General features: G+C 36.5%; 16 protein-coding genes and 2 pseudogenes. 16 read left to right on the plus strand and 2 right to left on the minus strand.

All coding sequences use genetic code 11. From position 1 onward, the window contains the following. Window positions 1–78: 78 nt before the first annotated feature. The 9 genes from ACQV2X_RS05975 to ACQV2X_RS06015 all read left to right on the plus strand — a co-directional run bounded on the left by ACQV2X_RS05975 (window position 79) and on the right by ACQV2X_RS06015 (window position 6,918). The gene (locus tag ACQV2X_RS05975) at window positions 79–345 is read left to right on the plus strand and encodes a hypothetical protein (protein ID WP_428894347.1); all 267 of its coding nucleotides are present in this window, start codon (window positions 79–81) and stop codon (window positions 343–345) included. Between the two features lie 348 nt (window positions 346–693). Continuing rightward, the gene (locus ACQV2X_RS05980; RefSeq protein ID WP_428873373.1) at window positions 694–1,185 is read left to right on the plus strand and encodes an FUSC family protein; all 492 of its coding nucleotides are present in this window, start codon (window positions 694–696) and stop codon (window positions 1,183–1,185) included. 25 nt (window positions 1,186–1,210) lie between these two features. Further along, complete coding sequence (locus ACQV2X_RS05985) at window positions 1,211–2,200, plus strand: MsnO8 family LLM class oxidoreductase (protein ID WP_428873371.1); 990 nt, start codon at window positions 1,211–1,213, stop codon at window positions 2,198–2,200. Window positions 2,201–2,285: 85 nt separating this feature from the next. Next, on the plus strand, window positions 2,286–2,549 hold the full coding sequence (locus ACQV2X_RS05990) for a YkvA family protein (protein WP_428873370.1): 264 nt from the start codon (window positions 2,286–2,288) through the stop codon (window positions 2,547–2,549). A gap of 128 nt (window positions 2,550–2,677) precedes the next feature. Then, the gene (locus ACQV2X_RS05995; protein ID WP_428876431.1) at window positions 2,678–3,469 is read left to right on the plus strand and encodes a Cof-type HAD-IIB family hydrolase; all 792 of its coding nucleotides are present in this window, start codon (window positions 2,678–2,680) and stop codon (window positions 3,467–3,469) included. An 11-nt stretch (window positions 3,470–3,480) separates the two neighbouring features. Continuing rightward, window positions 3,481–4,560: a M42 family metallopeptidase gene (locus ACQV2X_RS06000; RefSeq protein WP_428873368.1), complete on the plus strand. Its 1,080-nt coding sequence runs from the start codon at window positions 3,481–3,483 to the stop codon at window positions 4,558–4,560. A gap of 157 nt (window positions 4,561–4,717) precedes the next feature. Continuing rightward, window positions 4,718–6,226, plus strand: coding sequence for a DUF1846 domain-containing protein (locus tag ACQV2X_RS06005; protein ID WP_428873366.1), 1,509 nt, complete (start codon window positions 4,718–4,720; stop codon window positions 6,224–6,226). A gap of 122 nt (window positions 6,227–6,348) precedes the next feature. After that, window positions 6,349–6,498: a hypothetical protein gene (locus tag ACQV2X_RS06010; RefSeq protein WP_428885051.1), complete on the plus strand. Its 150-nt coding sequence runs from the start codon at window positions 6,349–6,351 to the stop codon at window positions 6,496–6,498. Window positions 6,499–6,567: 69 nt separating this feature from the next. Continuing rightward, window positions 6,568–6,918 (plus strand): hypothetical protein, encoded by a 351-nt coding sequence (locus ACQV2X_RS06015; RefSeq protein WP_428875250.1) that lies wholly within the window; start codon window positions 6,568–6,570, stop codon window positions 6,916–6,918. A 75-nt stretch (window positions 6,919–6,993) separates the two neighbouring features. Here ACQV2X_RS06015 and ACQV2X_RS06020 read toward each other — a convergent pair whose 3' ends face one another. Further along, the gene (locus ACQV2X_RS06020; protein WP_428873364.1) at window positions 6,994–8,334 is read right to left on the minus strand and encodes an MATE family efflux transporter; all 1,341 of its coding nucleotides are present in this window, start codon (window positions 8,332–8,334) and stop codon (window positions 6,994–6,996) included. A gap of 161 nt (window positions 8,335–8,495) precedes the next feature. On the opposite strand from ACQV2X_RS06020, the gene ACQV2X_RS06025 reads away from it, so the two are divergent. The 5 genes and pseudogenes from ACQV2X_RS06025 to ACQV2X_RS06045 all read left to right on the plus strand — a co-directional run bounded on the left by ACQV2X_RS06025 (window position 8,496) and on the right by ACQV2X_RS06045 (window position 11,921). Beyond that, window positions 8,496–9,683: a M20 family metallopeptidase gene (locus tag ACQV2X_RS06025; protein ID WP_428873363.1), complete on the plus strand. Its 1,188-nt coding sequence runs from the start codon at window positions 8,496–8,498 to the stop codon at window positions 9,681–9,683. Between the two features lie 62 nt (window positions 9,684–9,745). Continuing rightward, a pseudogene (locus ACQV2X_RS06030) lies at window positions 9,746–10,297 on the plus strand (2-keto-3-deoxygluconate permease). Window positions 10,298–10,376: 79 nt separating this feature from the next. Then, window positions 10,377–10,625: pseudogene (locus tag ACQV2X_RS06035) on the plus strand (2-keto-3-deoxygluconate permease); the annotation flags it as partial. Between the two features lie 92 nt (window positions 10,626–10,717). Further along, entirely contained in the window at window positions 10,718–11,587 is an 870-nt protein-coding gene (locus tag ACQV2X_RS06040; protein ID WP_428875251.1) for a radical SAM protein, read from the plus strand. A 124-nt stretch (window positions 11,588–11,711) separates the two neighbouring features. Continuing rightward, complete coding sequence (locus ACQV2X_RS06045; protein ID WP_428873361.1) at window positions 11,712–11,921, plus strand: hypothetical protein; 210 nt, start codon at window positions 11,712–11,714, stop codon at window positions 11,919–11,921. Window positions 11,922–12,215: 294 nt separating this feature from the next. Here the strand turns inward: ACQV2X_RS06045 and ACQV2X_RS06050 are convergent, their stop codons facing one another. Then, complete coding sequence (locus tag ACQV2X_RS06050; protein WP_428894334.1) at window positions 12,216–13,409, minus strand: coenzyme F420-0:L-glutamate ligase; 1,194 nt, start codon at window positions 13,407–13,409, stop codon at window positions 12,216–12,218. 337 nt (window positions 13,410–13,746) lie between these two features. Between ACQV2X_RS06050 and ACQV2X_RS06055 the strand changes: the two genes are divergently transcribed. Together ACQV2X_RS06055 and ACQV2X_RS06060 are read left to right on the plus strand one after the other, a co-directional pair. Then, window positions 13,747–18,861 carry a SpaA isopeptide-forming pilin-related protein gene (locus ACQV2X_RS06055; protein ID WP_428894335.1) on the plus strand — a complete coding sequence of 1,705 codons (5,115 nt, stop codon included), beginning with the start codon at window positions 13,747–13,749 and terminating at the stop codon, window positions 18,859–18,861. Between the two features lie 4 nt (window positions 18,862–18,865). Then, complete coding sequence (locus ACQV2X_RS06060) at window positions 18,866–20,395, plus strand: SpaH/EbpB family LPXTG-anchored major pilin (protein WP_428894336.1); 1,530 nt, start codon at window positions 18,866–18,868, stop codon at window positions 20,393–20,395. The last annotated feature ends 35 nt before the right edge of the window (window positions 20,396–20,430 follow it).

The raw sequence follows: 20,430 nt of genomic DNA on the forward strand, positions 1-20,430 counted from the left end.
AAGCATGCCCATTTAGAAGCACCTTGTGTAACATATGTTTGACAACTCTAGAAAATTGCTACTATTGGTTTACCAATTATCTTGACAGCAATTAATAAAAAGACTCAAACACTTGAAGGCTTAGAATCCTTTAATAATGCTTTAAGTAAGCATGAAGACATTAATGACTATCCATCCGTCGACCAATTAAGCGAAAATGTTGATCCTCAAGATAGAGATAAAATTCTAGCTCATGTCTTTGAAGATAAGCCAACTATTTTTGATTGTATCGCCAACACTTTAGAATTGTCTGTGAATGCTGTTAAGCGAACTTTGATTGTAGTAGCACCCTTGCTATTAAAATAGATGGTCGATCGTAAAATGGCTAAAAAACTAGATAAAGAGGGCCCTCAAAAAGAAGTCAGTCAGACTTATGAAAGAGTTAATTCTTCTTTAAAAGAGCGTGGAGAGGCTCCAACTAGCGCAGGTAATACCCTATAGGTGATCAAGCTGCATCCTGATTATAAAGAACAAACTAATGGCGAGGAAGGTATCCTGGGTGGGATTTTGGATCTATTTAAATAATGCTTAAAAAGTTCGCTATTCTTAGCGGACTTTTTTAGCTTCATCCCTTTTTAGGGAAAATATGCGATATAATGATTATCTAGAGAAGCCGTGCTATAATAATTCTATCTATTTAAAGAGGGTGTTAAATTGGATTTTTCAAAATCGCCGGTCGGTATGCGTACTTTTAAAACAGCAGTCGCTGTCTTTCTTTGCATTCTTTTTTCCTTTTACGTCCTTAAAATCAGTCCAACCCTTTCTTGTCTGGCGGCTATTTTTTCACTCAGACAGGACTTGGAAAGTAGTTATACCTTTGGCAAGGCAAGAATTATGGGTGTTCTTTTATCAGGTGTGGTGGCTTTATTATTTATTTTCCTCTTTCCGATTACATCTAGCCAAGATGAAATATTGATTATACTCGCTCCAATAGCCATTATCTTATATATTTCTGTCGCTAATCGTATTCACTTACAAAAAGGAATTATAACCGGCTGTGCCACTATGCTAGTAATTTTTTTTAATATACCTGTAAATAATCAATTAAGCTATACGCTGATTCGTTTGTTTTCAACGGTCATGGGAGTCCTTGTGGCCCTTGCCATTAATTATCTCTTACCCAGTCCGTCAGATAAAAACCATTAACTTAATACTTAAGAAGGAGATTAAAATGAAATTAGGAATTCATGATTTATTACCCTTAAATGAAGGAGAGTCCACTCAAACCAGATATGAAAAGACCATTGAAATGGTCAAAGAATTGGAAGCTATGGGGTATGATCGCTACTGGGCTTCAGAGCATCATGGTAGGTCTAACCTGGCTAGTTCTGCTCCAGAAATTTTATTGGCCTATTTAGCAGCAGTTACCAAACAAATTCGCCTTGGGACAGGTGGAACAATGATTGTAAACTATTCCCCCTTAAAAGTTGCTGAAACTTTTAAGACTCTAACTTTATTAGCACCCGATCGGATTGATTTTGGTATTGGAAGGGCGCCAGGAACGGATTACAATGGTATGATGGCTCTTTCTCAAGGAAATTCGATTGATTTTGACCATTTATATGACAAAGCTCAAGTCATATTAGATTATATGACAGATACTATTCCCAAAGGATTTTACGGCCTGACTCAAGCCATTCCAGTTAAAACCCGGACTATTGCTCAACCTTGGATGTTAGGGTCATCTGGGCAATCCGCTATCAAAGCCGGTCAAATGGGATTGGGATATTCTTTTGCAAAATTCTTTGGAGTAGAAACGGAAACTTCTGTATTTAAAGCTTATCGCGATCATTTTCAACCCAGTGAATTTTTCCAAGAACCCAAAGTGATGGTTTCTTATAAAATTATTTTAGCTGATTCAAAAGAAGAAGCAGATTATTGGGCAAGACCTTCCGAAATTACTCATATTCGTAAAAATAATTTAGCGTTAATGTCTTCTGAACGTGCTCAAGCCATCGATTTAAGTTTAGAAGAACAAGCTATGCTAGACGAAAAATATCAAAGAAGATTTATCCTAAAAGGTACACCAGAACAAGTTGGAGAGATTCTACATGAAGAAATTGATCGCTTAGGCATCGATGAATTAATGGCTTATATGCCCATACCTGATCAAAGAGCACGTCTACATTCTTATAAACTACTGGCTGAACTTTTTAAATAAAGTCAGACTCTAGTTGGATTAAAGTATAACAACAATCATTTAGAATATAATTGTAGAGTCGTAGTCAACCGAAAGAAGTGATTAAATGAAAAAGAAACCGATTAAATTAACTTTAGTCGAAAAGTTTCCACTCTTTATAACATCCTTATTCAAGAGAGAAACACCCATCTTAGCTAGAGTTCTAATTTTTGCAACTTTTTTATATGTCTTACTACCAACCGATTTGCTGCCCGATTTTTTAGGTCCTTTAGGCTTTATGGATGACGCTTTATTACTTCCTTTAATGGTTAACAGTGTGGTCAAACGTTTGCCTGAACATATGCTTCAGCAAGCAATTAAAGCCAATTAATACTATGAATTCGCCAAGTTCACTTCAAATTAAGTGAACTTGGCTTTTTGCTTATAATTTATTTTATATAATATTTGGGGTATACTAAATCAGGTAATGATAACAAATTATGTAAGTAAGGAGAAACTATGTTTAAATTATTTCTATCCGATTTAGATGATACACTTTTGGATCATAATAAGAAGTGGAGTCCCAATTTTGAACAATTTAGAGCCACTTTGGCTGAAAAAGATGTCGCTTTCACATTAGCAACTGGTCGCTCAGCTAAGGCTGTGCAACCCATTATTGATGAATTAGATTTAAAGCTTCCTTATGCGACCTCTAATGGCGCTAATATTATGCTAGAAGGACAAGTAATTCAGTCTTTTAGCTTTCCTATTGGACCTTTACGTCCTTTAATCGAAGTGGCTTTAAGCATGGGACTAACGGTTGTTTATGTTGTGAATGGGGAAGAGTTTGCTTTAGAGGATACTGAGTTTATTCGACATGAATTGAAAAACAACTTTACTGAACAAACCATTCGCCCAATTAAGCCAGAAGATTGGGCTAGCATGGAAGTGGATAAATTCTTAATCGTCGATGACCATCCACAAACAGCTTTGTCTCGACTCCATGCTTTAGTTAATAATCTTAAACCAGAGTATCGCTATCTTACTTATTCAGATTGGGCGATGGATATTGTAGCAGCGAATGTTAGTAAAGGGAGAGCCTTGCATTGGATCGCTGATTATCTAGGAATTACTAGCGATCAAGTTATAGCTGCTGGTGATAACCACAATGATATTGACTTATTAAAAGAAGCAGGGCGTAGTATTGCTGCTTTCAATGCTTTAGACGAAGTTAAACGAACAGCCATGATTACAGCTAAGAAAAAATATGGTGATGGGATTATTGAAGAAGTACTCAAAATATTAGAATAGGAGAGAATAAAGTGAACTATCAACACCTAATTCGTGATTTAGTAAACGCTAAAGGGGCGCCTGGCTTTGAAGATGAAGTCTTAGAGGTCCTTAATAAGTATAAGGGAGCTTATAGTCTACAAATCGACAACCTTAAGAATGCTTATTATAACCTTGATCAACTAGACCCTTTAAAACCCACCTTGATGTTAGACTCCCACACTGATGAAGTAGCCTTTATGGTTAAAGCAATTGATAAGAGCGGTTTAATCCACTTACAGCCTCTAGGTGGTTGGCTAGCAGAACACGTTTCGGCCCAACATTATTTAGTCCGTGATAGTCAAGGCCATTACCACCCAGGTATTTCAACTTCTAAACCAATTCATTTTATGACTGCAGAAGAAAGAGCCAAAAAGATAACCTTATTTGATTTAAAAATTGATGTTGGGGCAAGTAGTCGTCAAGAAGTGATTGAAGATTTTAAAATTACAATCGGGCAACCGATTGTGCCTGCTACAAAATTTGCTTTTAATGAGCGCAATCAAGTAATGTTTGGCAAGGGATTTGATAATCGAATCGGTGTGGCCGTTTCGGTGGCTATAATGAATGAGATGAAAGATCATCTTAAAGATTTACCTTTTAATCTTGTCGCTGCCTTTGCTGCCCAAGAAGAAGTGGGAATGCGTGGAGCAGTCATTACTAGTAAACGTGTGAATCCCCAAATGGCCTTAGTTTTTGAAGGGACCCCTTCGGATGACTTTACTGCCGATGAATACTTAGAACAAGCTCGCTTAGGAATGGGACCTCAATTACGTTACCGGGATAACTCTTATATTGCCAACGAATGGTTACTCAATCGCATTCAGCAACTAGCTACTGAAAAAAATATTCCCTTACAACATGCGGTAAGAGAAGGTGGTTCAACCAATGCTGGGTCTATTCATCTTTCTAACAAAGGAGTTCCTGTAGCTACTTTAGGTACTCCGACGCGTTATGCGCATACTAATTATTGCTTCTGCTCTTATAAAGACTTCGAAAATACTGTGGACCTGAGCCTAGCATTCGTTAAGAACTTAACAGCAGAAGACTTTAACCACTTTGAATTAAAGTAAAAGAATACAATGGATTCAGTAATTAGCAGACTTTTTCATGTAAAACTGAACGTTAAAAAGAAAAAAAGTCTTTATTAACTCATTTAATAAAGAAAATCTTTAGTCCCACCAAAAGTTTTGATAAAATAATTTGTATGTGATGAAAGGGGTTGGGAGGATGCAAAAATTAGGTTTCGATAACGATAAATATCTCAAAGAACAATCGAAATATATCTTTGAGCGACTTGAGAATATTGATAAACTCTATTTAGAATTTGGCGGTAAATTAATCGGTGATAAGCATGCTAAGCGGGTACTACCAGGTTATGACGAGGACGTCAAATTAACGCTCTTAACCAAGCTTAAAGATCGTGCTGAGATTATTATCTGTATCTATGCCGAAGATATTGAACATCATAAAATGCGGGGCGATTATGGTATTACTTATGACCAAGAAGTGTTGCGGCTAATTGATGAATACCAAGCGTTAGACATTCAAGTAAACAGTGTTCTATTAACTAGATATAAAGGACAAAAAAATGCCACTGTCTTCAAGAAAAACATTGAAAACAGAGGAGTTAAAGTTTACCTACATGAGAGTATTAATGGCTATCCAACTGATCTGGAAGTTGTCTTTTCGGAAAATGGTTTTGCTAAAAATCCATACATTGAAACTAGTCAACCTTTGATTATTGTAACTGGTCCAGGGGCTGGATCGGGCAAGCTAGCAACTTGCTTGAACCAACTTTATCATGAACATCAAAAGGGAATTAAGGCTTCATATGCTAAGTTTGAAACTTTCCCAGTTTGGAACTTACCACTAAAACATCCAATTAATGTGGCTTATGAGGCCGCAACAGTTGATTTAAATGATATTAATGTTCTTGATTCTTATCATTTAGATGCCTATAACGAAATGGCGGTCAATTATAATCGCGACATGCAGATGTTCCCAGTTATTCGTCGGATTTTAGCTAATACGAGTTCACCCAATTTAATCTACCAATCCCCAACGGATATGGGAGTTAATCGGATTAAATCGGGAATTACCGATGAAGAAGTTGTTAAAGAAGCGGCCCAGCAAGAAATTATTCGCCGCTATTTCCAAGTAGAACAAGATTATAAAGTCGGCATTGTGGATGAAGAGGTTCGTTCGAAAATGCACTTGTTAATGGAAGAAAGTGGGTTAACAGCTGAAGATCGTCTTCCAGTGGTTAAGGCTCAAGCTTATGCTCAATCGGTTAAGGAACGTTTTTCGCAGGAAGAGATTCCGGCAGTCATTGCTATTCAATTAAGCGATGGACAAATGATTACTGGCAGACGAACCGAATTAATGGATGCACCGGGGGCAGCGATTATGAATGCTCTAAAGACCTTGGCAGGTATCTCAGACCAAATTGACCTCTTAGCTCCCATGATTTTACAAACCATTCAAAATCTTAAAGCTAACAAGTTGCAAAGTAAGCATCCCATTTTAACTTTAAATGAATTACTAATTGCTCTAGCAATTTCAGCAGTGACAAACCCAACGGCTCAAGCAGCCTATCAAGCCTTATCTAAATTAAGTGGTGCTCAAGCGCATTCTAGCATCATCCTATCACAAGATACTAAAAACCAATTACAAAACTTGGGGATTGATATTACTTGTGATGCCGTTTTTGTTTCGGGTTCATTAAAAGGTAATTAAGCCCAGATGACACTCAATCCAAACTTCTACTTATTGAAGTCTCAGTAGGTAGAAGTTTTTAATTAATAGTTTAAACTAGTTTTAATACTTTATATTTACGATAAAAATTTAGAAGGAAAAAGATGAAGAAATTCACAGATTCTATTCGCTTAAGACACGGTGCACAATTAGCTAACCGGATTGTTCAACCCCCTATGATGTCTTTTTGGGGGGTTAAAAAGGGGGTTCCAGCCAAGAAACCTTGGAGGATTACCAAAGAAGGGTGCAATTAGCCGCTTTGCTGATGCCTATTTAGCTGGTTTAAAAGAACTAGCTAAAAAGTAAAGTCTAAAGGCAACAAAGTGATTATACAAATCCACCATTCCGGTTACCAAGCTCATCAAAGAGCCAGCGAAGGTTTAACAGTATATGGTCCGTCAGCTGTGGATTTAGATTTCCTAGATCATGAAACTGTGCCCTTAACTATCCAACAAATTGTTTTATTAGGAGGCGTATTTGATGCTAACGCTGCTCAAAGAGCCTTGAATTATACGGATTTAGTGGCTATTGGACGTGCTACGTTCATCGAACCGGACTTCGCCTTAAAAATAAGTCAAGGATTCGTATATTACAAAAGATATTTTGACCGATCTGGCTTGATCGACTGGTCGATACGAGGTTTTTGCTTCACTTCATTCAACACTACCTCCTAGAGCTGGAATGCAAGAAATATTAGAAGAACTCCATTAATTATAAAAGACTGCCGTTTATGAGCGGCAGTCTTTATTTTATGAGATTTGATGAATCCATTTTTTAGATTTTACTCTAAATAGGCCAATCACTAATTTGGTAATTTCTTCCGTGGCCGCTAACATTACAACCCATTGAATAGAAAAGTTAAGCACAGCCGCTCCTAGAAAAGCTAAGGGAACGCCTACTAACCATACAGATCCCATTTCTAAGAAAAGGGAATACTTCGTATCGCCTCCACCTCTTAGAACACCTACAATCAGAATGGAGTTAATAGCTTTTAAAATGAAGATAAAGCCCATATAATTTAGTAAAGTCTTACAAAGTTCATAGACTTCTGGTGTTAAATTGGGAAACAACTGTAAACTAATTGAAGGGGTAACGGATAAGAAAAGGCCTACAAATAAGGCAATGACTCCGCCCATTTTAAGAAAACGGATGGCATGAGGATAAACAACATCCATAACGCCGCGCCCAATCGTATTTCCTAACATAATCGTACAAGCATTGGATAGACCACGTATTAAAACAAAGGCTAAGTTCTGGATGGCAAAAACAACTTGAATAGCAGCTGTTTCTTTAGTACCAACCATGGCGTAAGCCACACTATATAATACTTGACCGAGTCCCCAAAAGGTTTCATTAACAATGACAGGAAAGGTGATGCGCAAAAAGTTTTGAATAAAATCTCCCTTAAAATTAAACATCTCTTTAATCGAACCATTAAGCGGACAATCATAGCGACTGACTGTGTAAAAGATAACCAATAATTCCATTAATCGAGCAATGATTGTTCCCACTGCTGCTCCCACTACCCCTAATTCTGGGAAGCCAAACTTACCAAAAATAAAGGCATAATTGAAAAAAGCATTGAAAACAAAACCAACTATAGCGGCTGTTAATGGCGAACGAGGGTTTCCAGTTGAGCGAAGAGCCACACTGTTCACGAAGCTGACGCCAGTTAAGGCATACGACCAAGCAACAACCCTTAAATATTTAGACCCTTCTGCAATGACAGCAGGATCATCAATCATTAAGCCTAATATTCTTTCTGGTATTAGCCATGCCAACAAAGTGAAAAGACAAGCTACTACAAAGGTAATTAAGCACGAAAAAGCATTAACCTTTTGTAATTTAGCAAGATCACCTCGACCATGGTATTGAGCAATCATTACTGAAGCTCCCGTGGCTGTACCAAAACAAATCATAGTGAAAAAAAAGAAGACTTGATTGGCCAAGCCGACTCCTGCGATTGATTCCGGTCCCAGTGATGAGATCATCATGGTATCTAAAGTATTTAGAAACGAAACGATTAAACTTTGCAAAGAAATCGGAATCGCAATGGCTAACATTTTACGATAAAAATCTTGATTATTCATAGGACACCTCACTTTAAACTGTCCTTTCATTATACCTAATTCTAAGAAAAAAGCTGTAAGAATTTGATGAGAATTTTTTTGTCTTAATTATATATCACCCTATGTGTATGTCTTTACTTTTTAATTAAAGTAGATATGATGGAGTAGAGGAGGCGTTTGCTATGACACTATTAGAGCAATTAATTTCTAAAATCGAAAATAAAGAAGAACGCATAATTGAAATCCGCCGTTATTTACATCAACATCCAGAGTTATCCTTTCAAGAAAAAGAAACTTCTAAATATATTAAAAACTTCTATAAAGACCTTGATATAGATCATATCGAAACGGACTTAGGAGGACAATATGGCCATGTTATTACAATTAAAGGGGGGCAAGAGGGACCTACAATCGCTTTAAGGGCAGATTTTGATGCATTACCTATTACGGAAGAGGTAGATTTGCCATTTAAATCTAAAAATAATGGGGTAATGCACGCTTGTGGTCATGACGGCCATACCGCTTATATGCTGATTTTAGCCGAGTCTCTAATTGAATTAAAAGACCAAATTAAAGGTACAATTAAAATCCTTCATCAACCAGCTGAAGAAGTTCCACCAGGAGGAGCTAAAGCAATGATTAAAGCTGGAGCCTTAGAAAATGTAGACTACATTTTTGGTGCTCATGTGATGAGTCAGTTTAAACTCGGAACCGTTTATACGCATGAAGGAAATACCCAAACTGCCCGAGCTTATTTTAAATTAACCATTAAGGGTAAAAGTGGACATGGTTCGGCTCCACATGATGCAAACGATGCAATTGTAGCTGCTTCGTCTTTCGTCATGAATGCTCAAACGGTAGTTAGTCGTCGAGTAAATCCATTTGATATGGGCGTTTTATCAATTGGTTCATTCGATGGTAAAGGTCAATTTAATATTATTCGAGATAAGGTAGTTCTAGAAGGTGATGTTCGCTCAATGTCGGAAGAAACAGCTAAGACTATTCAAGATATGGTAACACAATTAGCCAAAGGTTTAGAAGAGAGTTTCCAAGTAGAAACAGAATTAGAGTATAAGCCAGACTATCCTGTATTATATAATGATCCTGCAGTTACTAAGAGGGTTACATCAGCACTTGAAAGTCTAAATATCTCTGATATTAAGGCTGTTGAAGATAGTGGACCTATTTCTCCTTCGGAAGATTTCTCTTATTATCTTAAAGAAGTTCCTGGTTGTTTCTTCTATATTGGTGCCAATGAAGATCCAGAAAATAGTTACCCTCATCATCATCCAAAGTTTGAAATCGATGAAAAATCATTAAAAATTTCGGCAATATCAATGGCTGCAGTCGTTGATGAGTTTGTAGGTTAAAAAGGATTACAGTGGATAAAAAATACCTGCTAGAACTTTCCTCCTTCCCTTACTAATTTCTTCTGTATTTTCACACTTTCTGGCCTGATTTGTCCTATATTGTTAGAATGACTGAGGCTATACTAAGTAAAAACTCAATTGCTTTTATTTTGGCTGCCATCACTTTTTGTTTGGGAACGATGATTAATACAAAAAGTTTGATGAAAGTTATTCAACGAGAAGGGGGCCTTTCTCTTGTTAAAGCTAATTATCAATCATTATTGGGGGGGTTGATATTAAAGGTATTTGGAGATGAAGGTTTCTTAGGTATTAGTCTTTTAGCGCTTATTCTTGCAGTATGTTCAGCCAATCTAACCATCTTCTTACCCTTAGTTACTGATTATGCCCAAGAAGAAAATAAGATTGGCTTTAACTTTATAGTCTTTTTTAGAATACCAACTTTTCCATTAATCGTCTATTCGCTTGGAAAAGCTGATAGCTCTGGCTTTAATTAGATGCCTTTGCTATCAACTCTTATTCCCCTAGTAGTAGGAATTATTATTGGAAATATCGATAAAAAGGCAGTAAAACTTTTTTCGCCAGCTATCGGATTATTCCTGCCTTTATTAGGATGAGGAATCGGTCAGGCTATGAACATTGTCGATAGTTTGCATTTTGGATTAATCGGTGGGATGAGTTGTATTCTTCTATTTAGTAAGCTCACCACTATTTTTAGTAGACAAGTATTTACTTAAAAATGATGGTGTAATGGGCATGTCCTTCAATGCTAAGCTAGAAAGTTCTGCTTCATTTCCCACTTTAATCGCTCAAAGCTATCCTAGTGTAGAACCTTACGTAACACAAGCATCTGCACAAATTCTAACAGGGCTTATTCCCACATTTTTAACATCATTCTTAGTAGCAAAATTCACCAAAAAGCTTCTTAATGCTTTCTGTGGTTGAAACCGATACAAGTTCAATCATATAATTAAGCTAACCATAATTTGGGGTTAGCTTTTTATATATAAACTATTCAAATAGGAGCGATTAAGACTATGAACCAACTTTATTTAAAAATGGTCAATTTCATAACCAATCAGCTAAAAGGCCAAAAAATATCTATTCATCACCCAGCTATTAAAAATGATCAAAAGGCATTCGATTCAAATAAACCGTTTAATGTACAAGAATCTATTATAAATAAGAAAGAATTAAAAAGTAAAAAAGGTGAAGAAACAAAAGAGATAGTGATTATTAATCAAAATATATTAGATGTAGATATAGAGAGTTTAATTAATATAATCCCTGCAATTAAAAAAGATCTTTCTAATGCAAAAACTTTAAAAGGTATTACTAGCTCACAAAGTATTTTAGATTCTTCAGAAGAAGATTTATTGAAGTTAAGACTTCACGGTTTAGACCAACTTTATCTTTTAATTGAAACAGGATCAGATCAAACATTAAACTTTTACAATAAACATCTAACTATTCATCAAGAAAAAATCGCTTTAAAAAAATTGAAAAAAGTAGGCATTAACTATTCTATAGTGACTGTTATAGGAGCTGGTGGAAATGGTTTATCTGATAGACATGCCATTGAAACTGCCAAACTTATTAACCATGTCGATGCAGAAGAACTTATTTTATTGACAATCGATGCAGAAGACTTATCTAGTTTAAAAGAGGAAGAGAGAGAAGGCTTTGTAATTTTGACGCCTCGTGAAAGTTTAGAGGAAGAATTAATGCTACTGAATCATATTAATACAAATATCAAAATAAATGGAAATCACTCCTCAAATACAATTTCATTAAGTGGGAAGTTCCCTCAAGATAAAGAAGAAATTATCAGTCAACTGGAAGACAAGCTTTACAATTGGGAAGAAGAAAATAAAAAGAGCTTTAGGGACTTTTTGAAAATATTTTAAGCATCTAAAAGTTATAGAGATTAATTAATGCAACTTTTTTGCTAAAAAAGACAAGCGAATTTATATTTAGTAATGTAGGAGAGAGTATATTTATACAATCATATCGCATCAAGTAGACTTCACCTTGTGCAGTCATTTTCTAAGTAGTAAATATTTTGACTCTTTAGATAAGTATGACCGTATAACAATCTCGCAAGTAGCCCAAATAGATAATACTTTTTATGAAAGTTTAGCTAAGATTGGCTTTAAACAAATTGCCTATTTATTAAATATGGCAGGTGGTGGCATCATTAATTCCAATGACTGGATCAAAGTTTTAGATGAAAACCATTGAGCCGGAGCTGGTCTGGATAGCTCTGAGGGTGAAGGCCCTTATGCAGGCAATGGCTTTAAAAATCAAAAAATTTCAGATGAAACCTTCCTTCAAATATTAAATCACCCTAAAATCATCTCCTCACCACACAGTGCTTTTTATACCGACTAAGCCGCAAAAAACTTAGTAGAAGGTGAGCTTAATACCATTTTAGATGTTTTGAAAACAAGAACAACAGCCTACCTCGTGAATTAATCTAAAAAAACTCTGTTAAACACTCAGGTGCTTAACAGAGTTTTTATTTAAAGGGTAAAATTATTGATCAGAAAACTTATCGAAGTAACCTTTGATATAGATGAAAGGTGTTCCTTTATCACCTGAGCCAGAAGTTAAATCAGATAAAGAACCTAATAGGTCTGTTAGTTGACGCGGGGTAGTTCCGATTCTTTCTGCTTGGTCTTGGCTCGCCTCCGCATGGCCTGCAATATAATCTGAAATAGCCGTTTGTAAATCTTGACCTTCAAGATGTTTAAATTTGCCATCTGCTAAATACTTTAGCTTTACTTCATTAGGTGTTCCTTCTAACCCACTGGTGTATGCAGGGGATACTATCGGATCGGCTAATTCCCAAATTTGACTTTGAGGATCTTTAAAAGCGCCGTCACCGTAAATCATAACTTCGATTGTTTTACCAGTTAAATCTTTAATTAAAGACTGGACCTCACTGACAAAGGCTTCACCATTAATAGGGAAGAGTTTTACGATTTCATCAGAAGATAGGTTTGCACCTAACAATCCAAATTCTGGATTCGAACCACTACCGTCGACTGGCTGATTCATAATCTCATCCAGTCGGAGTACTTTTGAAGCACCAGCTTGTAATAGGCGTTTTTGAGTACGATTGCGTGTATGAAGATCTGCTGTAATTATGGTGTCTGTGTAATCTAGGACAGCTTTTGGTTGGTTAGCTAAAATAATCGTGCAAGCAGCTCCTTCAGCTTCGATGGTTTCTCGGTAAAGACTTAAATAATCAACACCTGTGAAGGGGTGCTTCATATCGGCAAATATTTTTTTTATTTCTGCTTCTGTGAAGACATCTGTCCATGGATTAATACCAGCATCATCCAAATCTTCAATTAACATAAGCGGATTTCCCACTTCATCGGACGGATAACTCAATTGAACGATCACTTCATCGGCTGCACGAGCAATCGCTTTAAGGGTTGATTGAAAACGGTTACGACTTGTAATAGGGAAGACAACTCCTATTTTTTTGGCTTGCAATTTATCCTGAATGTCCTTTGCAATTTGATCAAGGGTCACGTAATTGCCTTGGGCACGCGCTAAAATGGATTCCGTAATCGCAAGAACATCTCGATCCTCTATCTTGTACTGAGCTTCCTTAGAAGATTCTAATAAAGTCTCCACAACAATCTTGACTAAGTCGTCTCCTTCATGGACAACTGGTGCTCTTAACCCTCTTACTACGGTACCTACTGTTCTTTTCATAATCAAATTCCTTTCTCTCATTGAGATAAATTAATCGACCAACAATGTATAAATGAAAAAAACGACGGAAGACCGCCATCACCCATTTACTAAAATAGTCTATCATAGAGTCTTCTTTGGAGAAAGATTTATATGATTTTTTACAAGAAATTTAAGCCGAATGTTCGGATTCATAGTTATTTTTGCTCTTAATGTTTAATTTTTTTATAAATGCTATAGATTTATTTGCAATGGAACTGTTTTTTTAGATATAATATTTGAAGAAAGCTATGCAATTGATTATGATCTTAAAATGCTATTAAGTTATAGAATACACAACGATTAAGAGGTGATAAAATTGAAAAAATATTCACAAACCCTTTGGAATACTATGTTAGTGCTCCTATTGCTTCTATCAACCATTCCCTTTAAAACTTTCACTATGGCCTATGCCCAAGAAGCAATAGACCCGAATATTCTTCAATTAAAAAATAATCCTTCTACTTGGCAAATATTTTTGAATAGCAACAATAATATGGAACCAAGTGATCAGCTTATAATGTTTGAAACAGATGCTGAATTTGAACAAGTCCATTCATTTAAACTTATTACCAATCAAGAAGAAACTATTTCCATGCGATTAGTTAATCAGCAATCAGATTTTAATAGGGCTATTAAGAATTTTATGCAATACCGCGAAGAGATCGAGGCCTATCAGCAGGATAAGGTTCATTACGAAGAAAAATACCAAACTTATCTGGAAGCCAAAAAACAAAATGATCTTGAGTGGCAAGCCTACCAAGAAGCCCTAGAGACTTATCAGCTAGAATATGCAAATTATGAGCAAGAACTAGAAGCATACTGGACACAATATAACCAACTAATTGAGAGTGGTCTTGAAATTCCTTCCGACCTAGTTGAACCACAAGCCCCAAGTCAAGCTGATTTAGTAGAACCTGAAGTTTTTACAATGGAAGAACCATTAGCACCAGAAAATCCTTATAATGAAGAAAAAGAGAAACTTTGGCAAGTCGGATTCAAAGCGAATGCTAATGAAGAAGTTTATCAATTTTGGATACCAAAAGCTTACTTTAAACATACACTGCAAGCAGAGGTAGATCGTTCAGATTCGATGAGTAAAAGTTTTACCGTTAAAGCCGTTACGCTTTTTTCGAATAGGAAGATTACTGCCCAGCAAACTGTTCCTAAAAACGATGACAATAATAAAGAATTAGCGACAAACGAAGAATCAACAACAGTCACGATAGTTGATGATAATGCAACTACTATAAATCAAGAAAATAAAGAATCAAGTCAAGAAGATCAAACAAAAGATAAAAGTACTCAGCTAAATCCTGAGCCGATCTTAAAAGATGAAATTCTTGTTCAAGTCGATCAACCTTTGTTAGCGGAAAATGTAGTCGAAAATTACAGTGATTTATCGAAAGAAGTGCTGTACGAATGGGAGGAAGCCATAGATACTTCGCAAACAGGGGTCTTCCAAACCATTTTATCCATCACTTTTCCTGACGGTGAAACCATTAAATTACCTGTAGAATATGAAGTAATAGCAAGATTTTCTAATATCCAAGCGCGATCAGCAACGGATTCTACCACACCCGTCTCAAATAAATTTAATATCTTAGCCTTAGACCAGTTTGATAATCCGGCGCCTAATGTAGAAGTAAAGCTTTTTCATTATAATCGAAAAGAAGAAGATTGGTTTACCTTTGATCTAAGCCTTGTAAATGACGACTCCCAACCAACTTCATATACAGGGACTAATGGCTATACTGCTTATTACAACGTTCCAAGAGATGGAAGTTACCCTTACTTTTATGTCAAGCTTATAAGTACACCTAATGGATATGCACCGCCTAAAATTGGCCTACTAGAAAAGAATCCAAGTCTTGTTGCAAATAAATTCGACCCCAAAGAAGGCAGTTATTATGGAGCATACAATCTTTCACCCAATGGTACTTTATCTCCTGATTATAATAATATTTATCGTCCATTTGCCAAAAATGGTCGTGAGGTACTAAATAACGCCGCACTAATCCGACTGGAGATATTGCTGACGGATTTAACTTTTAAAAAAGTTGACCAAGAAACGCAACAACCCTTAGCGAATGCAGTCTATCGCTTAAGTAAAGAGGGGGATCCTTCCTTTAGTCAGACCGTAATTTCTAATCAAGAAGGAAAGTTAGATTTTACTAAGTTGAGCTATGGTAGCTATGAACTCAAAGAAATTAATGCGCCTGATGGGTACCTTGAAAGTGAGAAGACAATTTTATTTGATATTGATCAAAACGAGGATAAATCAGCCGTTTTCGCCAGAAATTTTCGCCAATCCTATAAAGGAAGCGTTACTTCGCTAGGGGATACCCCTCCCATTTTAGAAAACAAACCCAATCGTTTAAGAATCCGCAAAGTTAATAAACAAGGCGATTTACTTGAAGATGCTCAATTTACATTAAAAACACTTAATGGAACAGTAATTCCAAAAGAAACTAGCAATTCGTCAGCAATTTTTGAATACAGTCGCTTATCAGAGGGAAGTTATCTCTTAACTGAAGACAAGGCCCCAATTGGCTACTATTTGCCTCACAATAACAAGTGGACCCTGGTGGTGGATGCAGATGGCAAGATCCGTCTACAAGGCAATACAAGCAATATTAGTGAGATAAATTCTACAGATGATAGCCAAAGCTTTAATCTTATCAATCAAGAACATACACTTGATTTTAAGTTCACAAAAATTGGCTTAAATGAAAGCCGTTTAGCTGGGGCTCAATTTGATTTGAAACAAACACAGCCCTTTGAAGCTGAGATTGCTTCAGTCACAACGGATTCCAGTGGAGAGGTTCAATTTGAGGACTTAGGAGTCGGCTCCTATGAATTAATAGAAACAAAAACACCGCCTGGCTATGTAAAACAACATTTAAAAACCCTTTTTGATTTGGAATTATTAGCAGATAACAGCGGGTTAATAATTAAAAATATTCAAACAATTAACTTAGACACACAAAAAGAAGTGGAACCCCTTTTAAAACGCAATCCAGTTTCTAATCTTTATGAATATACTAATACTAGAGAATCCTATTCCTTCTTTAAGGTAGATGAAAAAGGCAAGCCTTTATCAGGGGCTCAATTCCGTGTGGTTAATGACGCTAAAACTGAAGAGGTTTTAATAAAGACAAGTGATACAAAAGGGCGAGTGACTCTCAATCGAACAGCCACTCAACCTAATTCAACCTTTACTATTCAAGAGATTCGAGCACCTTTAGGGTATCAAAAGAGTCAAGCAACATGGAAAATTACAACAGATGAATTTGGACAAGTCACTATGGAACCCCCTACTGGATCAGACGAATTTACTGGTTCAAGTGTCGTAGATGGGGCAGAGGATCAGATCAAAATGACTAACAAACTCTTAACCTATACCATTCAATTCACCAAGGTGGGACTTAACGACTTGCCGTTAGAAGGGGCAAAGTTTACTTTAACGCCTGTTATCAAGAATGATCAAGGTGAATATATTGAGGACTCGAATCAGACTGCTCTGATCGCTCAATCAGCTGCAGATGGCACAGTCATTTTTAACGATCTCCCCCTAGGTTTCTATCGTTTACAAGAAATACAAGCTCCACCAGGTTACGTTGCCCAAAGCGATGCCTATGATATTATTGAGATAAAATTGGATACGCTAGACAATAAATATATTGCGGATATACTGCCAGAATACAATCAATTGCTCACTGGAGATGACAATCAAGGCTATACCGTTTCAAACCTAGTGGACTCGAACTTTAAAATTGTGAAATACGGCTATAGTGAAAAAGGGGAAGAGTTGGATCCTTTTACGCAACCGGTTATTCCTTTAGCTGGTGTGCAATTTGAACTAAAAGGAATAGAAGGAAAAGACTATCTACAAACAGCCACGACCAATGCGACGGGAACAGCAGGTTTTACCGATGTAGAAACAGGTAAATATGAATTAAGGGAATTGAGTAGTCCCAACACTCATTTAAGGTCAAATAATGTCTATCAAATAGAGATTGTTTCGGATGCAGGAGGAATACGCCCTCACATCACCCGTATAGAAGGTACTGATGAGGAGGACTTCTTAACAAAAGACGACTCTGGCAAGTATCGCTTAGATTTTGCCATTAATCGTCAAAACCCCACCAATATCCAACTAAAGAAAGTAGCAGATGATAATGAAGGTCTGTCTATCGAATCAATGCCCCCTTTAGAAGGTGCAAGCTTTCAAATTTATGAGTACGATAGACAAAAACAAGAACGAGTCGGACAAGCTTTGGCTACTAAAGTAACCGGAGCAGATGGCTTGCTTGCATTCAAGAATTTGCCAGTTGGCAAAACTTATGAAGTTGTAGAAACCCAATCACCTGTTAATTATGAGACAATAAGTGGAGGAGGTATCAGTGCAAAAGTAGAAGTTTCTGACAAAGGAGAATTAACTTGGCTTTCCCAATCTGATGCCCATTGGAATTTCGAAAGCAGTGATGGCATTCCGAGAGTGATCAACCGTTTCCATCCGATCGAAATTGAATTTTGGAAACGGGATGATATTAATAATCAAAATGGAGACTATGGCAATGCTATAGCTGGTGCCGGCTTTACATTGACCCGTATGGAAGGGGACCCAGCAAGTGGATTAAGTTCGAGTCATGAAAGCTGGACAGTTACCAGTGATACCAATGGAAGAGTTAGTTTTAACCAAGAATTATCTAATTATCGTCCCATCAGAACAGAGGAGAATTATGTTTATTTCCATCTGGATGAAAGCTTTGTACCAGATGGCTATCGAAAAATTGTTAAGCCAGTTATCATTCAAGTAGATAGAAGTAACAACGTCTCTATAATGCCGGATGATTTAATTAAGAACGAAAATGCAATCGTCTTAGATGCTAATAAGGGCTATGTTGTGATTAATGAACTTATCAGGACCGATTTTAGTTTCAATAAAATTGACGGTGAGGACCCTACTACAAGAATAACTGGCAGCATCTTTCGCTTAAAATCTAAAGCTGAGGATAATAAAGATCACCGTCTTATTGATCAAGTCGTTAGCCAGAATAATTATAATTCCATCGTCTTTAAAGATTTACCTCTTGGAAAGTACCTATTATATGAAGAAAAGGCCCCTGCAGGCTATAAGCTCCTGGGACAACCATTAACTATTGAAATTATTGAAAGTACCGATTCCCAAGGGAATAAAACAGGCCAAGCGGAATTCATATTGGATGAAAAGCAAGTCGATTTTATTAGCAAACGAGAAACAAGCTCTGACGGTAATGACAATGAAATTGTTGTAATGAATTACCAATCGCATGACCTTATACTTACTGGAGGAACGGGGGTGCTGATTTATCTAGTTTCCGGCTTCATATTAATGGCTTTAACAAGTTTTTATTATCTTCAATCAAAAAAAACACATGAAAAGGAGTAAACACATGAAAAAAAGCAACTTATTAACAGCAGTCCTTGTTTTTATTTTGGGACTCTCGAACATTTTAACTCAGGCCCCTTCAGTATTTGCAACAGAACCTTTCGATGCAAAGGTAACCATTCATAAACTGCAAGCAGATTCATATAATTCTGATTTGCCAAAAGCAAACCAGGACGGGACAATAATTACAGACCTTTCTACTCTCGGTACCAATGTAAAACCCTTATCTGGAGTAAGTTTTACAGCTTATAAAATTGATAAAGATAGCTATGATAAAGCAATTGCTGGTACAAAGCCTACCCAGCCAGCATCTGGAGGCCAACTTCTCGGTGAAACCGATTCAAATGGAACGGTTGAATGGACAGTAAATGTTGATCCTGCTAACCCTAAATACTTTGCTGTTTTTGAAACAAAAAAACCAAATTCCGTAACGGAGTCATTAGCGGTTCCATTTGTAATTGCTTTTCCAATGACTAAATTTGACGGTAGTGAATATCTTAAAGATATTCATATTTATCCTAAAAACGTTACAGGTGCTTTTCCGGTTATCGGTAAGGATATTGCTAAGTTGGGTTTTAATGAAGCCTCATTCAATGTTGGCGAAGCTTTTCAATATATTTTAAAAGGAACCATCCCAACAAATATTGAAAAATATTCAAAATATACCTTTACAGACCAGTTAGATCCGGCCTTAACGATTAAGCATGATGACCTTAAACCGACGATTAAGGTGGGAAATGAAACGTTAATTATAGAAGATCATTTCAATTATTCAGTCAGTGGTCAAACTATAAGTATTGCTTTAACACCAAAGGGTATCGAACAAATCGCTTCTCAAGTTCCTTTAGCAAATCGAAATAAAATCGCTGATAATGAAATCGATGGTATTTCGTCCAATACAAATGAAGCACCATTTATTGAAGTTAGTTTTACTGCCTACCTTAACGGCACTCACTCATCTACTGATACACCAATTACAAACAATGCAACAATTACTTACAATAATAGTGTGGTAGAAGAGACTACTAGCGCTTCAAATGATGTTTCGATCAAATACGGAAGTCAAGAATTTCAAAAAGTTGACTCCAATAAGAAAGCTCTTTCAGAAGCTGTTTTTACTGTCTTAGAAGATAATGCTCCGATGAAGTGGAACGAACACCTTATCACCCTTAACAATGCCGAGAGTAATCCAAAATTCCCAGATGCAATGGTTGGTAAGGTTATCCAATTAAAATCTGATGCCGAGGGTAATTTTTCAATTGACGGACTGGCATACTCAGCGCAAGGAAATGAGGGAACTAAACCATCGCAGTATTCAGTTAAAGAAACTAAAGCACCGGAGGGTTATCAGTTGTTAGCCGATGCTGTTAATTTTTCAGTAGAAAAAGATAATCAAAAACTTGAGATTACTAATAATTTACGTCCATCTATCCCAGCAACTGGTGGTATGGGGACTGTCATCTTCATCGTAGCAGGCGCATTACTAATGTTCCTTGCAATTTATGGTCGTCGTAAGGCCAAAGAAGAAGCCTAAACGATTAAGAATTTAAGGTATGGAGATTTTCTCCA

Source organism: Facklamia sp. P12945 (genome assembly GCF_050409485.1).
GTDB lineage: Bacteria > Bacillota > Bacilli > Lactobacillales > Aerococcaceae > Facklamia.

Coding starts and splice junctions, on each gene's coding strand:
- ACQV2X_RS05995 (WP_428876431.1), top strand. CDS start 2,678: ATGTTTAAATTATTTCTATCCGATTTAGATGATACACTTTTGGATCAT.
- ACQV2X_RS06040 (WP_428875251.1), top strand. CDS start 10,718: ATGAACCAACTTTATTTAAAAATGGTCAATTTCATAACCAATCAGCTA.
- ACQV2X_RS06025 (WP_428873363.1), top strand. CDS start 8,496: ATGACACTATTAGAGCAATTAATTTCTAAAATCGAAAATAAAGAAGAA.
- ACQV2X_RS05990 (WP_428873370.1), top strand. CDS start 2,286: ATGAAAAAGAAACCGATTAAATTAACTTTAGTCGAAAAGTTTCCACTC.
- ACQV2X_RS06010 (WP_428885051.1), top strand. CDS start 6,349: ATGAAGAAATTCACAGATTCTATTCGCTTAAGACACGGTGCACAATTA.
- ACQV2X_RS06050 (WP_428894334.1), bottom strand. CDS start 13,409: ATGAAAAGAACAGTAGGTACCGTAGTAAGAGGGTTAAGAGCACCAGTT.
- ACQV2X_RS06020 (WP_428873364.1), bottom strand. CDS start 8,334: ATGAATAATCAAGATTTTTATCGTAAAATGTTAGCCATTGCGATTCCG.
- ACQV2X_RS06005 (WP_428873366.1), top strand. CDS start 4,718: ATGCAAAAATTAGGTTTCGATAACGATAAATATCTCAAAGAACAATCG.
- ACQV2X_RS06060 (WP_428894336.1), top strand. CDS start 18,866: ATGAAAAAAAGCAACTTATTAACAGCAGTCCTTGTTTTTATTTTGGGA.
- ACQV2X_RS05985 (WP_428873371.1), top strand. CDS start 1,211: ATGAAATTAGGAATTCATGATTTATTACCCTTAAATGAAGGAGAGTCC.